Origin of the sequence: Capnocytophaga endodontalis (genome assembly GCF_002209445.1) — a bacterium.
Classification (GTDB): domain Bacteria; phylum Bacteroidota; class Bacteroidia; order Flavobacteriales; family Flavobacteriaceae; genus Capnocytophaga; species Capnocytophaga periodontitidis.
Map to the genome: position 1 here is coordinate 1504617 of NZ_CP022022.1, position 17767 is coordinate 1522383.

The window sequence follows — 17767 nt, forward strand, 5'->3', positions numbered from 1 at the left end:
GAGGAGGTTAAATAATAAAAATAAATTAATAAACAATGAAAAAGACACTTACATTAGCGCTTTGCGCTACCGCCCTAATAGCTTGTGAAAAAAAAGAATATTGTAGTAACGACCCTAATGCAGCTCCTGATGCCGCTACTTGTTATGCCGTACAAGATTACGGTCGTACTTATAAACATTTCTTCCAGCCCAAAAATGCGTGGGTAGGCGACCCTATGCCGTTCTACGATAATGGTAGATTTCATATTTTCTACCTTTATGACCAACGTCCCGCACCTGCAACCTTCCACCCTTGGTATAGTGCCACCACTACTGATTTAGTGAATTATACCGATAATGGTGAAGCAATTGCTTGTGGTGCTGATGGTTCACACGAAGATGCCCTCGGTACAGGTTCAGTATTCAAAGATGGGAATACCTATTACGCTTTCTACACAGGGCATAACGGCGATTTAGACCCCAAAGAAATCATCTATTGGGCTACTTCTACCGATTTGAAAACGTGGACAAAGGATACACAACACTCCTTCCGAGCTCCTGATAAGTACGATGCCAATGAGTTCCGCGACCCTATTGTATTTAAAGAAGGAAATGCCTATAAGATGCTCGTCAGCACCCGTGCCGATATAGGAAGCGGTGTGTGGAAAGCTGTTGTAGCCCAATTCACCTCTACCGACCTTAAGAACTGGACAAAAGACCCGAATACTCCCTTCTTTTATACTGACCCTTCTGCCTTTATGGTAGAATGCCCCGATGTGTTTACACAAGGAAACTACCAATATTTGATATTCTCTAACATTGAGGAAAGCGTGCGCCGTGTGCAATACAGATACCGCCGTGTAGGAAGCACCGATTGGATTACTCCTGCACAACAAGACTTAGACGACCGCGTGTTCTATGCCGGAAAAACCGCTACCGACGGCACTCACCGCTATATATGGGGGTGGAATCCGTCACGTATCAACTACGAAGATAACGCCGCCTACCACTGGGGAGGTTCATTGGCAGTACACGAGCTCACTCAAAACGCTGACGGTACCCTCAATGTGAAGATGCCTACCGCTTTTGATAGCAAGCAAGCCATATCCGCTTCACTTGGCAATATAGCCTTAGACAACAATAACCGTGTGTTCGACCGCCTTGGAACTGGGTTTAACAAGATAGTTGCCAAAATAAAAGCCAATACAGCCACCGAGTTCGGGGTGATGTTTGGTGCTTGTGGTAACCTTTATGAAACCTACCGTGTAACGATTAATCTCAACAAAGGAGAGTTGCAACTCAACCGCGTGATTAGAGACGGAGGCACTACTACCATCAATAGCATAAAACTCCCCACGAACGCCAACAAGGAATACACTGTGAAAATAGTGCAAGAAGGCTCAGCAGCAGCAATCTATGTGAACGATGTAGTAGCCCTTTCTATCCGTTGCTACAAGATGAACCAAAACCCTTGGGGCATCTTTGCTAACGGAACAGCCAACTTCCAATTCTAAGAATTGAAGAATTCGCAACGTTTTCTAAAATTCGTTGTTAATTTCTTAAGTATTGATTAAGTGGACACTATGTGGTTATTAAGTGGTGCTAAGCAATAGAAAACCCATTGAAAAAAACGCAATATTTTATCTAAAACATTGCGAAAAACGCAAAAAGAATTATTCTTTCATTACTTTATAAATTGTGGTATACATAAACTTTGTCAAAGTCTATGGACTTTGACGAACTATGTTAATATGCAAATTTTTTAGTAACTTTTTTTTCTAAAAAGGAATTTCTTTTAGTTCGCCTACGGCGAAAGTAGTGACTCATATAGCTGTTTGCATTGGTGCAGATAAAGTAGGAATGTGTCCGTCTATGTAAGCAACTCCTGACTTAATAACTGCAAAAGCTTGCCTAATAAGCTTGTTACAGACCGCTATCTGTGCTAATTTCCAAGGTTTTCCTTCCTCTCTAAGCCTTTCAAAAAGAGCCTTACAAGAGGAATTATACTTAGTTGCTGACCACGATGCTATAAACAACTGACCGCGTAAGGTGCTATGTCCATTTCTATTAATATGTCCGTTGTAATTCAACGATTTACCCGACTGTTGGTAGGTAGGACAAATACCTATATAACGAGATAATTGCTTAGGATTTTCAAAGAAAGAAAAACCATTAGTAATAATCACTAAAGTAGTAGCAACTTTTTTGCCTATTCCTTTAATGGAAGTAAGTAGTTGAACTTGTTTTTCAAACTCTTCCTCAGTGATAGAAACAATGTCTTTTTCTAGATTATCGATGAGTTTATCTAAGTTGTCTATGTTGTTTTTGAGCATATCAATAGCTAAATTATCTTTTTTATTGAGTAACTCTAAAGATTTTAGCTGATTTTTACTTGCTGTACGTTGCTTTATTAAGTGAGTAAGTACTGTTTGTTTCTGTTTAAGGAGAATAATCTTATCTGAAGGCATTTTATAAACTTCAGGATTTATTTTTTCTCCATATTCTACTAACAAACGAGCATCTTTATTGTCAGTTTTAGCAGTAGATAGTTTCATTTTTGAAAGGAAATTACTTTGCTTAGGGTTAATTAAACTAACCTTTATTTCTTGTTCACAAAGGTGATAAAGTAGATTAACACCATAGTTACCAGTAGCTTCCATCACACAATGATGTTGCTCTTTATCAAGGGTATTTATAAATTTTTCAATACCTTTGTCGTCGTTTTGATAAGTGATAGTTTTACTTTTAGAAGCAGAAGAGAAAGCTACTACAAAGCTATCCTTGCTAATATCAATACCTACATAACTCATAATGAATAAATTAAAAAGATTAAAAATAACTTTGTTTAAATAACATCTGATAATCTATCGTCGTAAACACAGGCTTAAAACCTAACGAACTATCCAGTTTTACAGATGTGAAAGCACGGGGACTGAACGTCAAAGGCAGTTTTTCACTAACAAAGTCTCGGTCTTTCTCCGTGCTTATTTAAATGTAAAATTACAATTTATTTTTCAAGATGCAAACGTACGACAAAGTCTATACCCCATAAATTTGTAAAAACTAAATAAAATAACTACATTTGTCACACCAAAAAAATAGAATAAACAAAAACCCCATCACCTTTTTAGCTTGCCCCTCTCCTTGGGAGTAGTCTCTGAATACTTGCAAGAGAGTATGTGATGAACGGGGTGAGGATTTAAATAAAAGTATATGAATAACAAACTAATAGCAGGATTAGGAGTCTTAACGCTCACTGCCTGCCAGCAAAACACTGATGACCTCATTATCGAGGACTTCGAGTCGGGCACTTATGCCAATTGGACGGTAGAAGGCGATGCCTTTGGTGCGACTCCCGCCACGGGTAGCTATACCGGTCAGCAGCCCGTAACAGATTTTGAAGGGAAGCACCTTGCCAATAGCTTCAACAATGGCGACGACTCTCGCGGAGCGCTTACCTCTAAAGAGTTCACCATTGAGCGCGATTACATCAATTTCCTCATAGGAGGAGGCACTCACGCCGATACCTATATTGAACTTTTAGTTGAAGGTAAAAGTGTACTACAATCGCGTTCTCTCTACGAATCGGAGACCCTACAATGGCTCACTTGGGACGTAAAACCCTATGAAAACAAGAAAGCCACTATCCGAATTGTCGATAACCAACGTGGCGGATGGGGGCATATCCTCATCGACCAAATCGAACAAGGCAACAAACAAAAAAGCGTTTTTATGACTGATTACACCCGTACCTTTGAAGCTAAAGACAAGTACCTGCTCATTCCTGTGGAAGACCAAGCCGTTGAAAACAGCGTGCAACTATCGGTAGATGGTACTCCTATAGGCGAGCCAATGACCATTCGCATTGCCCAAAACAAAATAGACTACTGGGTGCCTATCGCTATCGAGGCGTACAAAGGCAAAAAAGTAACCCTTACTTTTGCAGTAGCCAAAACTACCAATATAGGCTTAGCCGAAATCAAACAGTCGGCTGAATATAACTTCAACTACAACGAAAAATACCGTCCGCTATACCACTTCACCCCTCAATATGGCTGGATGAACGACCCTAACGGAATGGTATACCTCGACGGAGTATTCCACCTCTTCTACCAATACAACCCTTACGGAGCGCGCTGGGGCAATATGCACTGGGGGCACACCGTTTCCAAAGACTTGGTGAATTGGGAATATAAGCCTTTTGTATTAGCCCCTGATAAGTTAGGAGCAATTTTCTCAGGCAGTGCTGTGATTGACCACGATAACACAGCCGGCTTTGGTAAAGGCGCTATGGTAGCAATTTTCACTTCAGCAGGCGAACGCCAAACACAATCTATCGCTTATAGTCTCGATGGCGGAAAAACCTTCACCAAATACGAAGGCAACCCCGTACTCACCGATGCCAATATTATCGACTTTCGCGACCCGAAAGTATTCTGGCACGCACCCTCTAAACAATGGGTGATGAGCCTTGCTACTACCCAAACGATTACCTTCTATGGCTCTAAGAACCTCAAAGAATGGACACGCCTCAGTGAATTTGGCGAAGGCTTAGGCGGACACGGCGGAGTGTGGGAATGCCCCGATCTCTTCCCGCTTACTTATGAAGGAAAAACCAAATGGGTGCTCTTCGTGAGTATCAACCCAGGCGGACCTAACGGCGGAAGTGCTACTCAGTACTTTATCGGTAATTTCGATGGCAAAACCTTCACCCCCGATACTATGAACTATCCGCTCTGGTTAGACTACGGACGCGATAATTATGCAGGTGTAACGTGGAGTAATATCCCCGCTACCGATGGTCGCCGTCTCTTCATAGGCTGGATGAGCAACTGGGATTACGCCAATGAAACCCCTACTGAAAACTTCCGTAGCGCGATGACCGTTGCCCGCGTTTTGCGTTTGGTGCATAATGGCGAGCATTTGGTAGTAGCCAGTGAGCCCGTAAAAGAGTTGGAGAGTTTGCGTCGTGAAGCGGTACTTTTAGGTGATAAAACACGTACCAACACCTCCGATGCTATAACGTTCGAAAACTTCTTGCCCAATAATCAAGGAGCTTATGAACTCACTTTCACGGTAACCCCTAACGAAACCGATACTTTTTCATTCGCCCTTGAGAATGCCAAAGGTGAAACTATTAAATATCTATTCGACGGAGCTAATAAAACCCTATCGGTAGACCGCAGTAAGAGCAGTGTAGCTTTCAATGCCAACTTCGCCGAAACGCTTATCAAAGCACCAATGGTAGCTAAGAAAAGCTATACCGTACGCTTATTGGTAGATAAAGCCTCAACCGAACTCTTTGTGAACAATGGCGAAGTAGTACAAACCAATGCGGTATTTCCTACCGAAGTGTACAATACTCTCCGCTTCAACACTAGCAAAGGTACCCTCACCCTTAAAAATGTAACTGTCTATAAATTGAAATAATAATCCTCTCCCTTTGCCCTCTCCCAAGGAGAGGGGAGTGTGTGAGACTAATAATACATTCATAGTATGCAACAGAATAACAACTATCTAAAATATTTATTGCCCGTACTCCTATCATTCTTCTGTATGGGCTTCGTAGACCTTGTAGGCGCCGCCTCTAACTTTGTAAAAGACGATTTTGGCTTGACCGAAACCACCGCTAAAGCTCTCCCTGCAATGGTATTCTTTTGGTTTCTACTTTTCTCAGTGCCCACAGGCGTACTGATGAGCAAAATAGGTCGTCGTAAAACCGTACTCCTCAGCTTGGTGATTACCATCTTAGCAATGGTAGTGCCCTTTATCAGCTACAATTATACCACTATGCTGGTAGCTTTCTCCTTGCTTGGTATTGGTAACACACTAATGCAAGTATCGTTAAACCCACTAATGTCAGTCATCGTAAAAGGCGACAAACTCGCGAGTTCACTCACTTTTGGTCAGTTTATCAAGGCAATAGCCTCGTTTTCTGCCCCCTTGCTGATGAGTTTCTGCTTTGATAAATTCAATGATTGGCGACTTTTCTTCCTGCTCTTTGTCGCTATCTCGGTAGTAACTCTCTTGTGGCTGGGTGCTACTCATATTGAAGAAGAAAAAAACGACAGTAAGAACGCCACCTTTACCGAGTGTTTTGCACTGCTTGCCAACCCTTATGTACTCTTGTGCTTCATTGGTATTATGTGCCACGTAGGAATAGACGTAGGAGTTAATGCCTCAGCACCTACAATCTTTATGGAACGTTTAGGGCTTACTACTACCCAAGCCTCTTTTGCCACTAGCTGGTATTTCTTATTCCGTACCATAGGATGTTTGTCAGGAGCTTATATTCTCACCAAAGTATCTCCTAAGAGTTTCTTTACCCTCAGTGTGCTTTGTATGGTAGCCTCAATGGCGATACTTTTCTTTTTCAGTGATAAGACAATGCTCTACACTGCTATTGCTTTGGTAGGATTTGGCAACTCTAATGTATTCTCAATCATCTTCTCGCAAGCCCTCTTGCAGAACCCTACTAAGAAAAACGAAGTATCAGGCTTGATGATTATGGGACTCTTTGGCGGTACTATCTTCCCTTTTGCAATGGGCTTAGCCTCCGATGCAATGAACGGCTCACAGATAGGCGCCCTTATTGTCCTTAGCATAGGAGTATTATATCTGTTGCTAATGAGCACTCGACTCAAAGCAAATGCTAACAATTAGTCGTTAGAGAGTCCTACAAATTGTATAAGTCGGATTAGTCAGAAAGATCTGACGACTGATAGTATTTATTATTAGTAGTAGGAAATCTCAAAAAGAATTTATAACTTTGTACGCTGAAAAAGAATTAACAATAACACTCTCGCCTCCTTCCCCCAAGGGGAAGACAGAGGAGAGGATAACATATAATACGATGAAAAATACAGTAGTAGGATTGGGAGAAATCCTTTGGGATGTCTTCCCTGAAAGAAAAGTGTTAGGCGGTGCGCCCGCTAATTTCGCTTACCACGTGTCGCAATTTGGTTTCAACGGCTATGCTGTGAGTGCCATTGGAGGCGACCTACTCGGTAAAGAAATACTAAAAAGTTTAGAAGAAAAAGAACTCAACTACATCATTGAGAAGACTGATTTTCCCACAGGTACCGTAAAAGTACAGTTAGACGGTCGTGGGGTGCCTACCTATGAGATTAGCGAAAATGTAGCGTGGGACAATATTCCATTCTCTTCGCGAATTGAGAACTTAGCAAAGAACACTAATACCGTGTGCTTCGGGTCATTAGCACAGCGCAGTGAAATATCGCGTGCCACTATCCATAAGTTCTTAGATTTAATGCCTGCCGAGAGTTTAAAAGTATTCGATATCAACCTCCGCTTGAAATATTTCAGCAAAGAGGTAATCGCCGATTCGTTAGACAAGGCAACCGCATTAAAAATCAACGATGAGGAGATAGTGAAAGTGGCTGAAATGTTCAATTTGCAAGGAACTGATGAGGAGGTATGTAAGCGCCTATTGGAGAAATACAATCTCAAATTCCTCATCTTAACGCAAGGTACAAGAGGTAGCTATGTGTTCACGCCTAATGAAAAATCGTTCTTAGGGACACCTAATGTTACCATCGCTGATACGGTAGGAGCTGGCGACTCGTTCACGGCTGCCTTTGTAGCCTCTTACCTCAATGGTCGCAGTATAGCCCAATCGCATCAATTGGCGGTAGAAGTATCGGCTTACGTATGTCAGCAACACGGTGCGATGCCTCGCCTCGCCGATGCTCATTTGGAGTTGTTTAGATAAAATGACTTTTAGGAAGTATCATATACTTTTTTTATATTTCGCTCTCTTTGCTTGCCTTGCTTGCCAAAGGGAGCGAAACCCCCGTTATGTGATAGGGGTGTCGCAGTGCAGTGAAGACCTTTGGCGACAAACGATGAACGAGGAGTTAAAACGCGAAGTAGCCCTTTACCAAGCCAATACTGAGCTACTGATTCGCAGTGTGAAAGACGATACTCCTAAGCAAATTGCCGATATAGAGTGGTTCATAGAACAAAAGGTAGATGTGCTCGTTGTTTCGCCTAACGAGTCGGAAGCGTGTACACCAGTTATTGAAAAGGCTTACCAGCAGGGTATTCCTGTGATTTTGGTAGATAGGAAAATCGCTACTGAGAGTTATACTGCCTATGTGGGAGCTAATAATTACCAAATAGGTAAAGAAGCGGGACACTATGCGATAGGTATTCTCAAAGGCAAAGGCAATATAGCTGAAGTGCGTGGTACCAAAGGCTCAACCTCCGATGCGGAACGCCATAAAGGCTTTGTAGATGCCCTTAAGAATGCTCCTGAGGTGCGAATAGTAGCCGAGACCTGGGGGAACTTCCTCAAAGCAGATGCCAAAGTGCAAATGCAACAACTTTTTCAGCAACACCCCAATATCGACCTTGTGTTTGCGATGAACGACCCAATGGCAGCGGGTACTCACGAAGCAGCGATGCAATTCAACGGTAAAATACCCTTTATCATAGGGGTAGATGCACTACAACAAGAAGGAATTAGCAATATAGAGAACAATGTGCAAGACGCTTCGTTTATCTATCCTACGGGAGGAGAAAAGGTTATTGACCTTGCAATGAAAATACTCCATAAACAACCTTTTGAGCGCGAGAATATTCTCAATACCGCTGTGGTGGACAAGAGCAATGTACGTATTTTACAGTTGCAAACAGAGCAAATTGCTCAGAAACAAGCTAAGATAGAGGATATCAATCAGCAGCTGAGTGAGAGCCTTATTCAGCATACTACTCAGCGCACACTCTTCTACATTTCTATTACTGCCATTGGTTTGATTACTATATTTTTGGCAATAGCTATCAGAGCATATCGCACCAAGAGTCGTGCAAATAATCTGTTAGAAAAACAAAACGAAGAAATCAAACGTCAGGCTACCGAATTGCAACAACAGAAAGAACGCTTAGAGGAAATTTCGACGCAATTAGAAGAGGCTACCCAAGCCAAATTACTCTTCTTTACCAATATTTCTCACGAGTTCAAAACGCCGTTGTCGCTTATCTTAGGTCCTGTGCAGACGCTTTTGGCTCACAATTCACTCCCCAAAGAAGAACAAGACTTGTTATTTCTCATCAAAAAGAACAGCAACCGACTTTTGCATCTCATTTCCGAAGTAATTGAGTTCCGCAGTTATGAGAATGGCAAGATGCAAATGTACTTCACTAAGGGCAACCTGAAACGGTTTCTTACTGAACTCAATTCTTTTTTTAGTGACCGTATCAAACAAAAGAAACTCAACTTTCAGTTTCTTGCCGAAGATACTTCTTTTGAAATGGCTTTCGATAAGGAAAAAGTAGAGAAAATCTACTTCAACCTGCTTTCTAATGCACTGAAATTTACACCTCAAGGAGGAAGTATCACCGTGTCGTTAGAAAAAGAAGACCTTCCCCTAACCCCCTCCAAAGGAGGAGTAGCTGTGCTGCGTGTGTTCAACAGCGGTTCATATATTCCGAAAGACAAACAAAGTGAGGTGTTTGAGCACTTCTACAAAATAAACCCCGATAGCGAAGGTTCGGGTATTGGTTTGGCTTTGGTACAAGCCTTAGTCGCCTCACACAACGGTACCATCAGCGTAGAGAGTACAGAAGGGGAGGGGACAACCTTCGTCATTCGCCTGCCTTTCACTCAAGAACAAGTATCGGTAAAAGCGGTATACGACAGCAATTACATAGAAACCCATCTCGACTTATTGCCTTCGTTGCCCGCACCTACCGAGAAACTCAAACTACCTACGGCTTCTCCAACGGCTTCAGAGAAACCTACTGTACTGATTGTGGAAGACAACGAGGATATGCGTCAGTTTATTCGATATATCCTCAGTGATGACTATAACCTTATCGAAGCTGAAAACGGTGAAGAAGGCTTTGAAGTAGCTAAAAAGCACCTCCCCGATGTAGTAATCAGCGATGTGATGATGCCTAAGACTGATGGCTTCGATTTATGTCAGTTGATAAAAACTAACGTGGCTACTAATCATATTCCCGTGATTTTGCTCACTGCTTATGCGTTAGACGAGCAAAAGCAAGTAGGTTTTGAGAGTGGTGCCGATGCCTATATTGCGAAACCTTTCAACATAAAATTACTGAAAACACGGGTGCGCAAGCTCATAGAAAACCGTAAGAAGATACGTGAGAGTTTTAGTAATTTCCTCTTGAACGAAACTAAACAAGAGACTTTAGGTAAGGTAGAACAGCAGTTTATCACTGATTTTACGCATTACGTAGAGAACTCTATCGCCAATCCTGAACTGAATATAGACGAAATAGCCGATGCCTTAGGTTTGTCGCGCTCTAACCTATATCGCAAAATCAAATCCCTCACCGACTATTCGCCCAACGAACTTATTCGCACCATACGAGTAAAATACGCCAAACAATTGCTCAACAGCAAAGCCAAGAGCATTTCCGAAGTCGCTTATGAAGTAGGTTTTTCCTCACCATCCTATTTTGCCAAATGCTTTAAAGATTTTTACAACGAGAGTCCGACAGAGTACTTGGAACGGATTAGATAATAACTTTTATATTAAATTCGTTTAATCCAAAAAAATGTTTTCTTTACAGAAATTTAAACGCATTTATAAAAATATTTCCCATATTTTCTTGCACTTTTCATTTCTTATTCCTACCTTTGTGCCGATTATTACCAAACTTACTAAACAATGTTAAAGTATCTTCTCTTCTTTTTTGGTACTTTAAGTATCTACGCTCAAAAAGAGTACTGTTTTCAGTACGATAGCGCTGGCAACCAGCGCCGAGCGCTCTTGTGTCTCAATGCAACCGATGAAGCTACTGATGAAGAAATTTTTGATGAACTCCCTGATAATCTCAAATCTTCAAATAGCGATAACTCAAAAGTACAGCTATATGGTGTGCCTAACCCCGCTACCGACCAGATAGGAGTCTATTGGCAACACAGCGAAAATGGAACACTCACGCATTTAGCAATCTTCACCCTCAACGGACAGTTAATGCAACAAATTGATAACCTCCCACCTACAGAACCTTACCATATCAATATCTCCACTTGGTCAGCAGGCTATTACTTTATGGTGGCTACATTCTCGGATGGTAGCAAGAAAATCTTCAAAATTGTAAAAAAATAACAAAACCTATATTACTATGAAACGCTTCCTACTCCTCATATTATTTTTATACTCTCTTAGCCCTACAGCCCAAGAAGTTTATCCTTTACAACCTATTGAGCGTACTTCGTTTTATGCTGAACCTTTAGATGAACCTATTGATACCGAACTACCCTCAGGGAGTATTACGGCACGAGAAAGTGGAGCAAATACGATTGGTTTGACTACAGGTGAATTGAGTGTATCGGGTAGTGGTGCAGCAGTCTATACAGTACCTATTGCCGTACCTAAAGGTATTGGAGGAGTAGCACCTACCTTAGCACTTACCTATAATAGCCAAAGTGGTAATGGGATAGCAGGCTATGGCTGGCATCTCGCAGGCTTATCAGTAATAAGTCGTGTAGGTAGTACAATGTACCACAACGGCAAGATTACTGAGGTAAACCTTACTAATACCGACCAGTTTGCGTTGGACGGACAGCGATTGATGCTTAAAGAAGGTATCCACGGTGAGAGTGGAGCGGTCTACGAAACAGAGACTTTTTCACAATTGCGTATCAAAGCGGTAGGTAGAAGCAAAAATCCAGCTTTTGGACCTGATTACTTCGAGGTGCTCTATCCCGATGGCTCTAAAGCTTATTATGGCAAAGATAACAACAGCCAGTCGCCTATGGAATATGCCATAAGCTACTGGGAGAATGCGCAAGGAGTGAGCATACGATATTTTTATACTATAGAAAATAATCACCTTCGCATTGAACATATTGAATATGGCTACAATACAAAAATTGAGTTTAAATATGATAATCGTACACGTCCTGAAGTTGCCTACATAGGAGGTATGGAATTTACAAATGGGAAAATACTATCACAGATTAATGTAATAGATAATAATCTTCCTTATAGAAACTATAAACTTAGTTATAATACTAATAGTTTGGAGTATAACCGATTAACTTCAATACAAGAAAAAGTAGGAGAAGAAGAATACTCCCCCATAGAGTTTAAATATTGGGATACAAAAGGCTCTGATCCTAACAAGAAAATCTTAAATCGTATTTCTACCATAGAAACTTCTTTTGGAAAAGTAAATGCTCTAAATACAGCTACTATTCCTATAGATCTCAATGCAGATAACTTCACTGATTTTATTTTATATCCTACTATAAAAGAAAAAAATAGAAAAGAACTTATTTTCTTTGATAACTTTAGGCAAGATACTATAAGTACTATAGCACAAACGACTACAGTTCCTAAATTTGATAATATTTTTCCAGTAAAAATGCTTACCAAAGATGGACATTTGTATAAAGCACAAGGGTTTGTAATGGCCACTCAAGATTTTAAAAAAATTATCCTAAAAGTTTGTAAACGAGGAGCTAATTCTATTATTGTTGAAGATACTAAAGAGTGGAATTTGCCTACTTATTGGGATGAAAGAGCTTATTATCAAGGAATATTAGACAATAGAGAGGCTTCATTACCTAATCCTCCTGAAAAACAATACAGAGAAAATCCGAACTATCAATTATTCTCAGGAGATTTTGATGGTGATGGTCTTACTGAATTGTTAGGAGTTGAGTTTGCTTTTGCTTATGAGAAATGCCATATAATGAAACGTGAATGTTTATGCGAATTACAGGAAAAAGGGAAAGGTATTTATCTCATAGATTTAGATAGGCGTAAAGAGAAAAACTACATTTATGGTATTGGTTATATAGGAGATCTTTTGAGAACTGATTTACTTTGGACGATGGATGTGAACGGCAATGGTAAAACAGACCTTGTACGTGTTACCAAAGGAGCTATTTACATTTATGAAATGAATGATAATAAAGAATTGAAACTTATCAACGAACATCGTAGCTCCAATATTTATATAGATGAAATGCATCCTATAGCAGGAGACTTCAACGGTGATGGTAAAATAGATTTTTTACTTCCTACCGAAAATAAAAGTAATAAGTTTGAAGTATTGCTTAATGCTGGTATTCGTTTTTTATCTATTGACCAACATTTTACATTTAACTTTAAAAAACAAAATGAAGAAATGATTCCTATTAGGGGAAAATTTCCGATTCTCTATCAGAAAGTTATCAATAATTATAGTTTTATTCCTATAGATTTCAACAATGATGGAAAAACAGATATTGTACAATTTAACTCTGTAATAGCGAAAAATAAATACGATATTACCAATGGTGTAGAGAATAGTCGTAAGATAGTAGTATTTACTAATATCCAAAAAGGTAGGGAGATAACCTTTAGTGAAGGCGAGGTGAAAATTTTAGAAGAAGGAAATACCCCTCATATTATATTTTCATCTCCTGATGAGCGGGATAGAGTAACTGATATTTCTCTATTTTCAGGAGATAAAATACAAACACTTTCTTTACGAGAAAACAATAGGGAAGATGTATTGGTTAGAAATGTAATCAATGGTGGTGTTAGGCAGACTATTGCTTATAAAAATATGGCAACTTTGCTGAACTTAGATAGAGAAAAGGGAACTTACTATTGGGTTTCTACTTATCCTGATGAGTTATATCCATACACTACACTTCCTAATATGCAATCTGTGCGGCTGGTTTCTCAGTTAGAACGTGAAGGCATAGGAGTACCTAAGGCAATCCAGCGTTATGTTTATTACAATGCTATCACTCATACACAAGGATTAGGCTTTCTTGGATTTAAAGCGATAGGAAAAACCAATTGGTTTGAACTTAATAAGGAGTATGACCAAGTACTTTTTTCTTTTAAAGAAATGAACCCTCTACTTAGAGGAGCTTTAATCAATGAGTATATTGTAGATAAACAATGGTTTCTACCTACCTATATCATTCGTAATATACCTTTCCAAAAAACCTCCTACCAATACACCCATACCCTCAGTCCCAATAAAGTCTTTAAACTACAGCTTGCTCAACAAACCTCCGAAGATAAACTTTCAGGACTGACGACTACCAATAATTTTACTTATGATAGTGACGGTAACCTTACCGAACAACGTACCCAAACCGACGGTTATAGCCAAAGTACGCGCATAAGTTATTTGCCTAAAAGCGAAGCTCCATATTTTATAGGCTTACCTCAGCAGAAAGAGACCACCACCACTTTGTCAGGCGATAGTTTTAGCACTGCCGAAACTTTTGCTTATGACAAAGGCTTGCTCACTACCCATAAAACCCAAGGCAATGGTACAGCTTGGCGTACCACTGCCTACCGCTATGACCAGTACGGCAACATAACCGAGCAAACCGCCACCGCTGAAGACGGTGAGCAACGCACCGAACGCTATACCTATGACCCTACCCATCGATTGGTTACCTCCCATACCGACCACGAAGGACAAGTAACTAAGTTCGCTTATAACAACAGAGGTCTCTTAGAACGCGAAACCTCTTCATTAGTGCAAACTACTCTATATACCTACGATTCTTCAGGTAGACCTATCCAAACAACAGATTTCTTAGGTAAGAAAACTACAACACATTATGAATTTAACGGAAGTATTTTTAAAACCATTACCGAAAACGAAGAAGGTGCTTATAGTGCAGAGAGCTATAACACTTTAGGCTGGTTGTTAGAAAAAGAAAGCAACGATGCTTTCAACAATCGCTATGCAATTAGCTACGAGTACAACGGCATAGGGCAACAAGTAGCTGTAAGCACACCTCACCTTGCAGGAGGTGCTTCTCAAAAGGTGAAGAAGACAGAATACGATGTGTATGGGCGACCTACCACTATCACGAGTCCCGAAGGTAAAGTAACCCGCTTTACCTACGACAAGCTCAAAACCACTGCCGATGACGGTCAGCAACAAATTGTAAGCACTCGCGATGCCCAAGGTAACATCGTAGAACACCAAGATACAGGTGGTACTGTGCGCTATACCTACTTTGCCAATGGTAGCTTAAAAACAGCCGACTATGGAGGAGCCATACAAAAGATAACCCAAGACGGCTGGGGTCGCAAAACGAGCCTCACCGACCCTTCAGCAGGGCGCTACACCTATCAATACGATGCTTGGGGCAACCTCACTGAAGAAACTACCCCTAAAGGAAAAACTACCTTCAACTATGCACAAGGTACCGATCGCCTGAGTGAAAAACATATCACAGGCGATTATACCGATATGCGCATACGCTACACCTATAACGCCGACAAACTGCTCACCCAAATAGACAACCAAAACAAAGACGGCAATAACGACAGTTACCGATATGAGTATAACGGATTCAAACAATTGGTTCAAACTACCGAAACCAACCCGCAAGCAGTATTCACTAAAAACTATACTTATGATGCCTTTGGACGTGTGCAACAAGAAACCACTACCGCCCAAACTGCAGGCAAACGCGCGAGTGCTGTGGTGCAATACCGCTACCAAAATGGCGAACTTGTGGAGATGAAGGACGATAAGGGGATAACTCTTTGGAAACTGACTGCAAGTAATGAATACGGACAGCCATTGAGCCTCTACAAAGGCAAAACCAAAGAACTTTTAGACTACAACAGTCATTTCCCTAAAACACAAACCGTACAAAGGGAAGATACCCCACTAAACGTATTGCAATACGATTTCAACCCACAACGAGGACTACTCAATCATCGTACTTATAGTTTTTTTAACCAAAAAGAAGAATTTGCGTATGATACCACCGACCGCCTCACCCGCTGGGGTAATACCACCCACCAATACGACGAACGGGGTCGCATTACCGAAAACAGTGCCATTGGTACCTATGAATACACACGTAATGGCTACCAACAACAAAAGCTCACCACCAACGAAGCAGGCGAAACCTATTTAGAAAAATACCCACTACCCACTGTAAGGTATAACGCTTTCAAAGTTCCTGAGCAGATATATGTAAAGGATAAAGAGCGAATAAGCTATGAATACAATGCCTTTGGCGAGCGTTCACATTGCTATTACGGCAATGCCGAAGTAGAAAAAGCCAAACGCCCAATGCTAAAACACTACAGCCACGATGGTAGTGTAGAAGTAGTATGTAACAAAACCGATAACAGCAACAAGTTTATACTTTACTTAGGCGGTGACGCCTATAGTGCCCCTGCGATACTCATTTCGGACGGTGAAGCGCAAAAATTCTATTACTTACATAGAGATTACTTAGGTTCTATAGTAATGCTCACCGATGAAAACGGTAATATAGCTGAGCGCAGGCACTTTGACCCTTGGGGACAACCCATAAAAGTAGAAGATGGAGCGGGAAAAGTGTTACAAGGTTTAACATTATTAGATAGAGGTTTTACAGGACACGAACACTTGCAAACTGTAGGCTTAATACATATGAACGGACGGTTGTACGACCCAGCGCTACATCGTTTCTTACAACCTGACAACTACGTACAAGACCCTTTTAACACCCAAAACTTTAATAGATATGGCTATTGCTTGAATAACCCGCTGGTGTATGTGGATGAGAATGGAGAGTTTATAGAGCTTATCTTTGGATTAGGTAACTTAATTGCACGATCCAAGAGAGGTAGTATAAATAACTTTTGGGATGGTGTAGGAGCTTTCTTTCAAGGATTTTTAGCAGGAGCTGTAGCAGGACCTAGTGTAATAACATCTATAACTTCGTTTAATCAGTTAGGTGTTGTGGTAGGAACGCTTGGGGGAATTTTCTATAATGATTGGACGATATTTAATAATTCTTCTAAAATAACTTTAGGAAGTTTTTATATAGATGAAAACAGAACCTTTATGGGAGGACTTTGGCAGGGAATTAGTAGATATACTTGGGAACATCCACAGACTGTTTTAGGCAATGATTTTTCTCAACTTAGAAATATTTTTGGACAAGTAGATAGAGTAGAATATCTTGGTGGAGCTACTTTTTCTATTAATGAAAAAAGTAAAAAAGAAGATGGTATTTCTATAGGAAACTTTATAAATATAAACATTAATGGTAAAATAGAAGGTGATTTTACCGAATATGTATTAACTCACCCTCTTTTTATGCACGAATATGGGCACTATATTGATAGCCAAACATTTGGATTGACATATATGCTTAATATAGCAATACCAAGTTTTTTTAGTGCAATGAGTGATGAAAAAGAAGATGGAATTTATAAGCATAACTATAGATGGTATGAGATGAATGCTAATAAAAATGCTAATAAATATTTCAATAAACATTATGGAAATAGAGTAAATTGGAGTTTATATGAACCTCCTTTTGATAAATATCCAACTAAAAAACCTAAAAAGAAAAAAATATGAGAACAGTATATATTATATTTATATTTTTGTTACTCTTTAGTTGTGAGTGGCCTTATATGGATAGAATAGATCCTTTGTATATCAAAAATCAAAGTAATTGTGCAATAAGTATTTATCCAGCAAGAAGAGGTTTTGATTTTGTATATCCAGATACATCAATTACTTTATTGAAAAATCATAGAGTATTAAAATTTAACCAGTCAACTAATTTTGCTTCTGCTGATTGGAAAGAAGAAATAGAGTTTCTCCCTAAAGATACTTTATCAATTTTTATATTTAGTACTGATACTTTGAACAAGTATAGCTGGGAAGAGGTACGGAGAGATTATAAAATACTAAAGCGTTATGACTTAAGTTATGAAGATTGTAAACTTTTGAAGTTTCGTGTCCCCTATCCTCCTACTCCTGCAATGTCACGAATGAAAATGTACCCTAAATATGGAAGGTAAAA

The 17767-nt window shown here is 40.0% G+C and carries 9 protein-coding genes; 8 read left to right on the forward strand and 1 reads right to left on the reverse strand.

The genetic code is table 11. The annotated features are described in order from the left end of the window. Positions 1-35: 35 nt before the first annotated feature. Positions 36-1493, forward strand: coding sequence for a glycoside hydrolase family 32 protein (locus tag CBG49_RS06790; protein WP_088593901.1), 1458 nt, complete (start codon positions 36-38; stop codon positions 1491-1493). A gap of 309 nt (positions 1494-1802) precedes the next feature. Here the strand turns inward: CBG49_RS06790 and CBG49_RS06795 are convergent, their stop codons facing one another. Continuing rightward, complete coding sequence (locus CBG49_RS06795) at positions 1803-2789, reverse strand: IS110 family RNA-guided transposase (protein ID WP_088593902.1); 987 nt, start codon at positions 2787-2789, stop codon at positions 1803-1805. A 403-nt stretch (positions 2790-3192) separates the two neighbouring features. On the opposite strand from CBG49_RS06795, the gene CBG49_RS06800 reads away from it, so the two are divergent. From CBG49_RS06800 to CBG49_RS06835, 7 genes are all read left to right on the forward strand, one after another. Further along, positions 3193-5409 carry a glycoside hydrolase family 32 protein gene (locus CBG49_RS06800; protein ID WP_088593903.1) on the forward strand — a complete coding sequence of 739 codons (2217 nt, stop codon included), beginning with the start codon at positions 3193-3195 and terminating at the stop codon, positions 5407-5409. Between the two features lie 66 nt (positions 5410-5475). Continuing rightward, the gene (locus CBG49_RS06805; protein ID WP_167372071.1) at positions 5476-6642 is read left to right on the forward strand and encodes an MFS transporter; all 1167 of its coding nucleotides are present in this window, start codon (positions 5476-5478) and stop codon (positions 6640-6642) included. Between the two features lie 190 nt (positions 6643-6832). After that, positions 6833-7711: a carbohydrate kinase family protein gene (locus CBG49_RS06810; RefSeq protein ID WP_088593905.1), complete on the forward strand. Its 879-nt coding sequence runs from the start codon at positions 6833-6835 to the stop codon at positions 7709-7711. After that, positions 7686-10490, forward strand: a complete 2805-nt coding sequence (locus tag CBG49_RS06815) for a hybrid sensor histidine kinase/response regulator transcription factor (protein ID WP_088593906.1) — start codon at positions 7686-7688, stop codon at positions 10488-10490. Before CBG49_RS06810 ends, CBG49_RS06815 begins: the two co-directional genes overlap by 26 nt. A gap of 147 nt (positions 10491-10637) precedes the next feature. After that, positions 10638-11081: a T9SS type A sorting domain-containing protein gene (locus CBG49_RS06820; protein WP_088593907.1), complete on the forward strand. Its 444-nt coding sequence runs from the start codon at positions 10638-10640 to the stop codon at positions 11079-11081. Between the two features lie 16 nt (positions 11082-11097). Beyond that, complete coding sequence (locus tag CBG49_RS06825; protein ID WP_227002987.1) at positions 11098-17316, forward strand: FG-GAP-like repeat-containing protein; 6219 nt, start codon at positions 11098-11100, stop codon at positions 17314-17316. Continuing rightward, positions 17313-17765, forward strand: a complete 453-nt coding sequence (locus CBG49_RS06835) for a hypothetical protein (RefSeq protein ID WP_088593908.1) — start codon at positions 17313-17315, stop codon at positions 17763-17765. The genes CBG49_RS06825 and CBG49_RS06835 overlap by 4 nt, the downstream gene beginning before the upstream one ends. Positions 17766-17767: the final 2 nt, after the last annotated feature.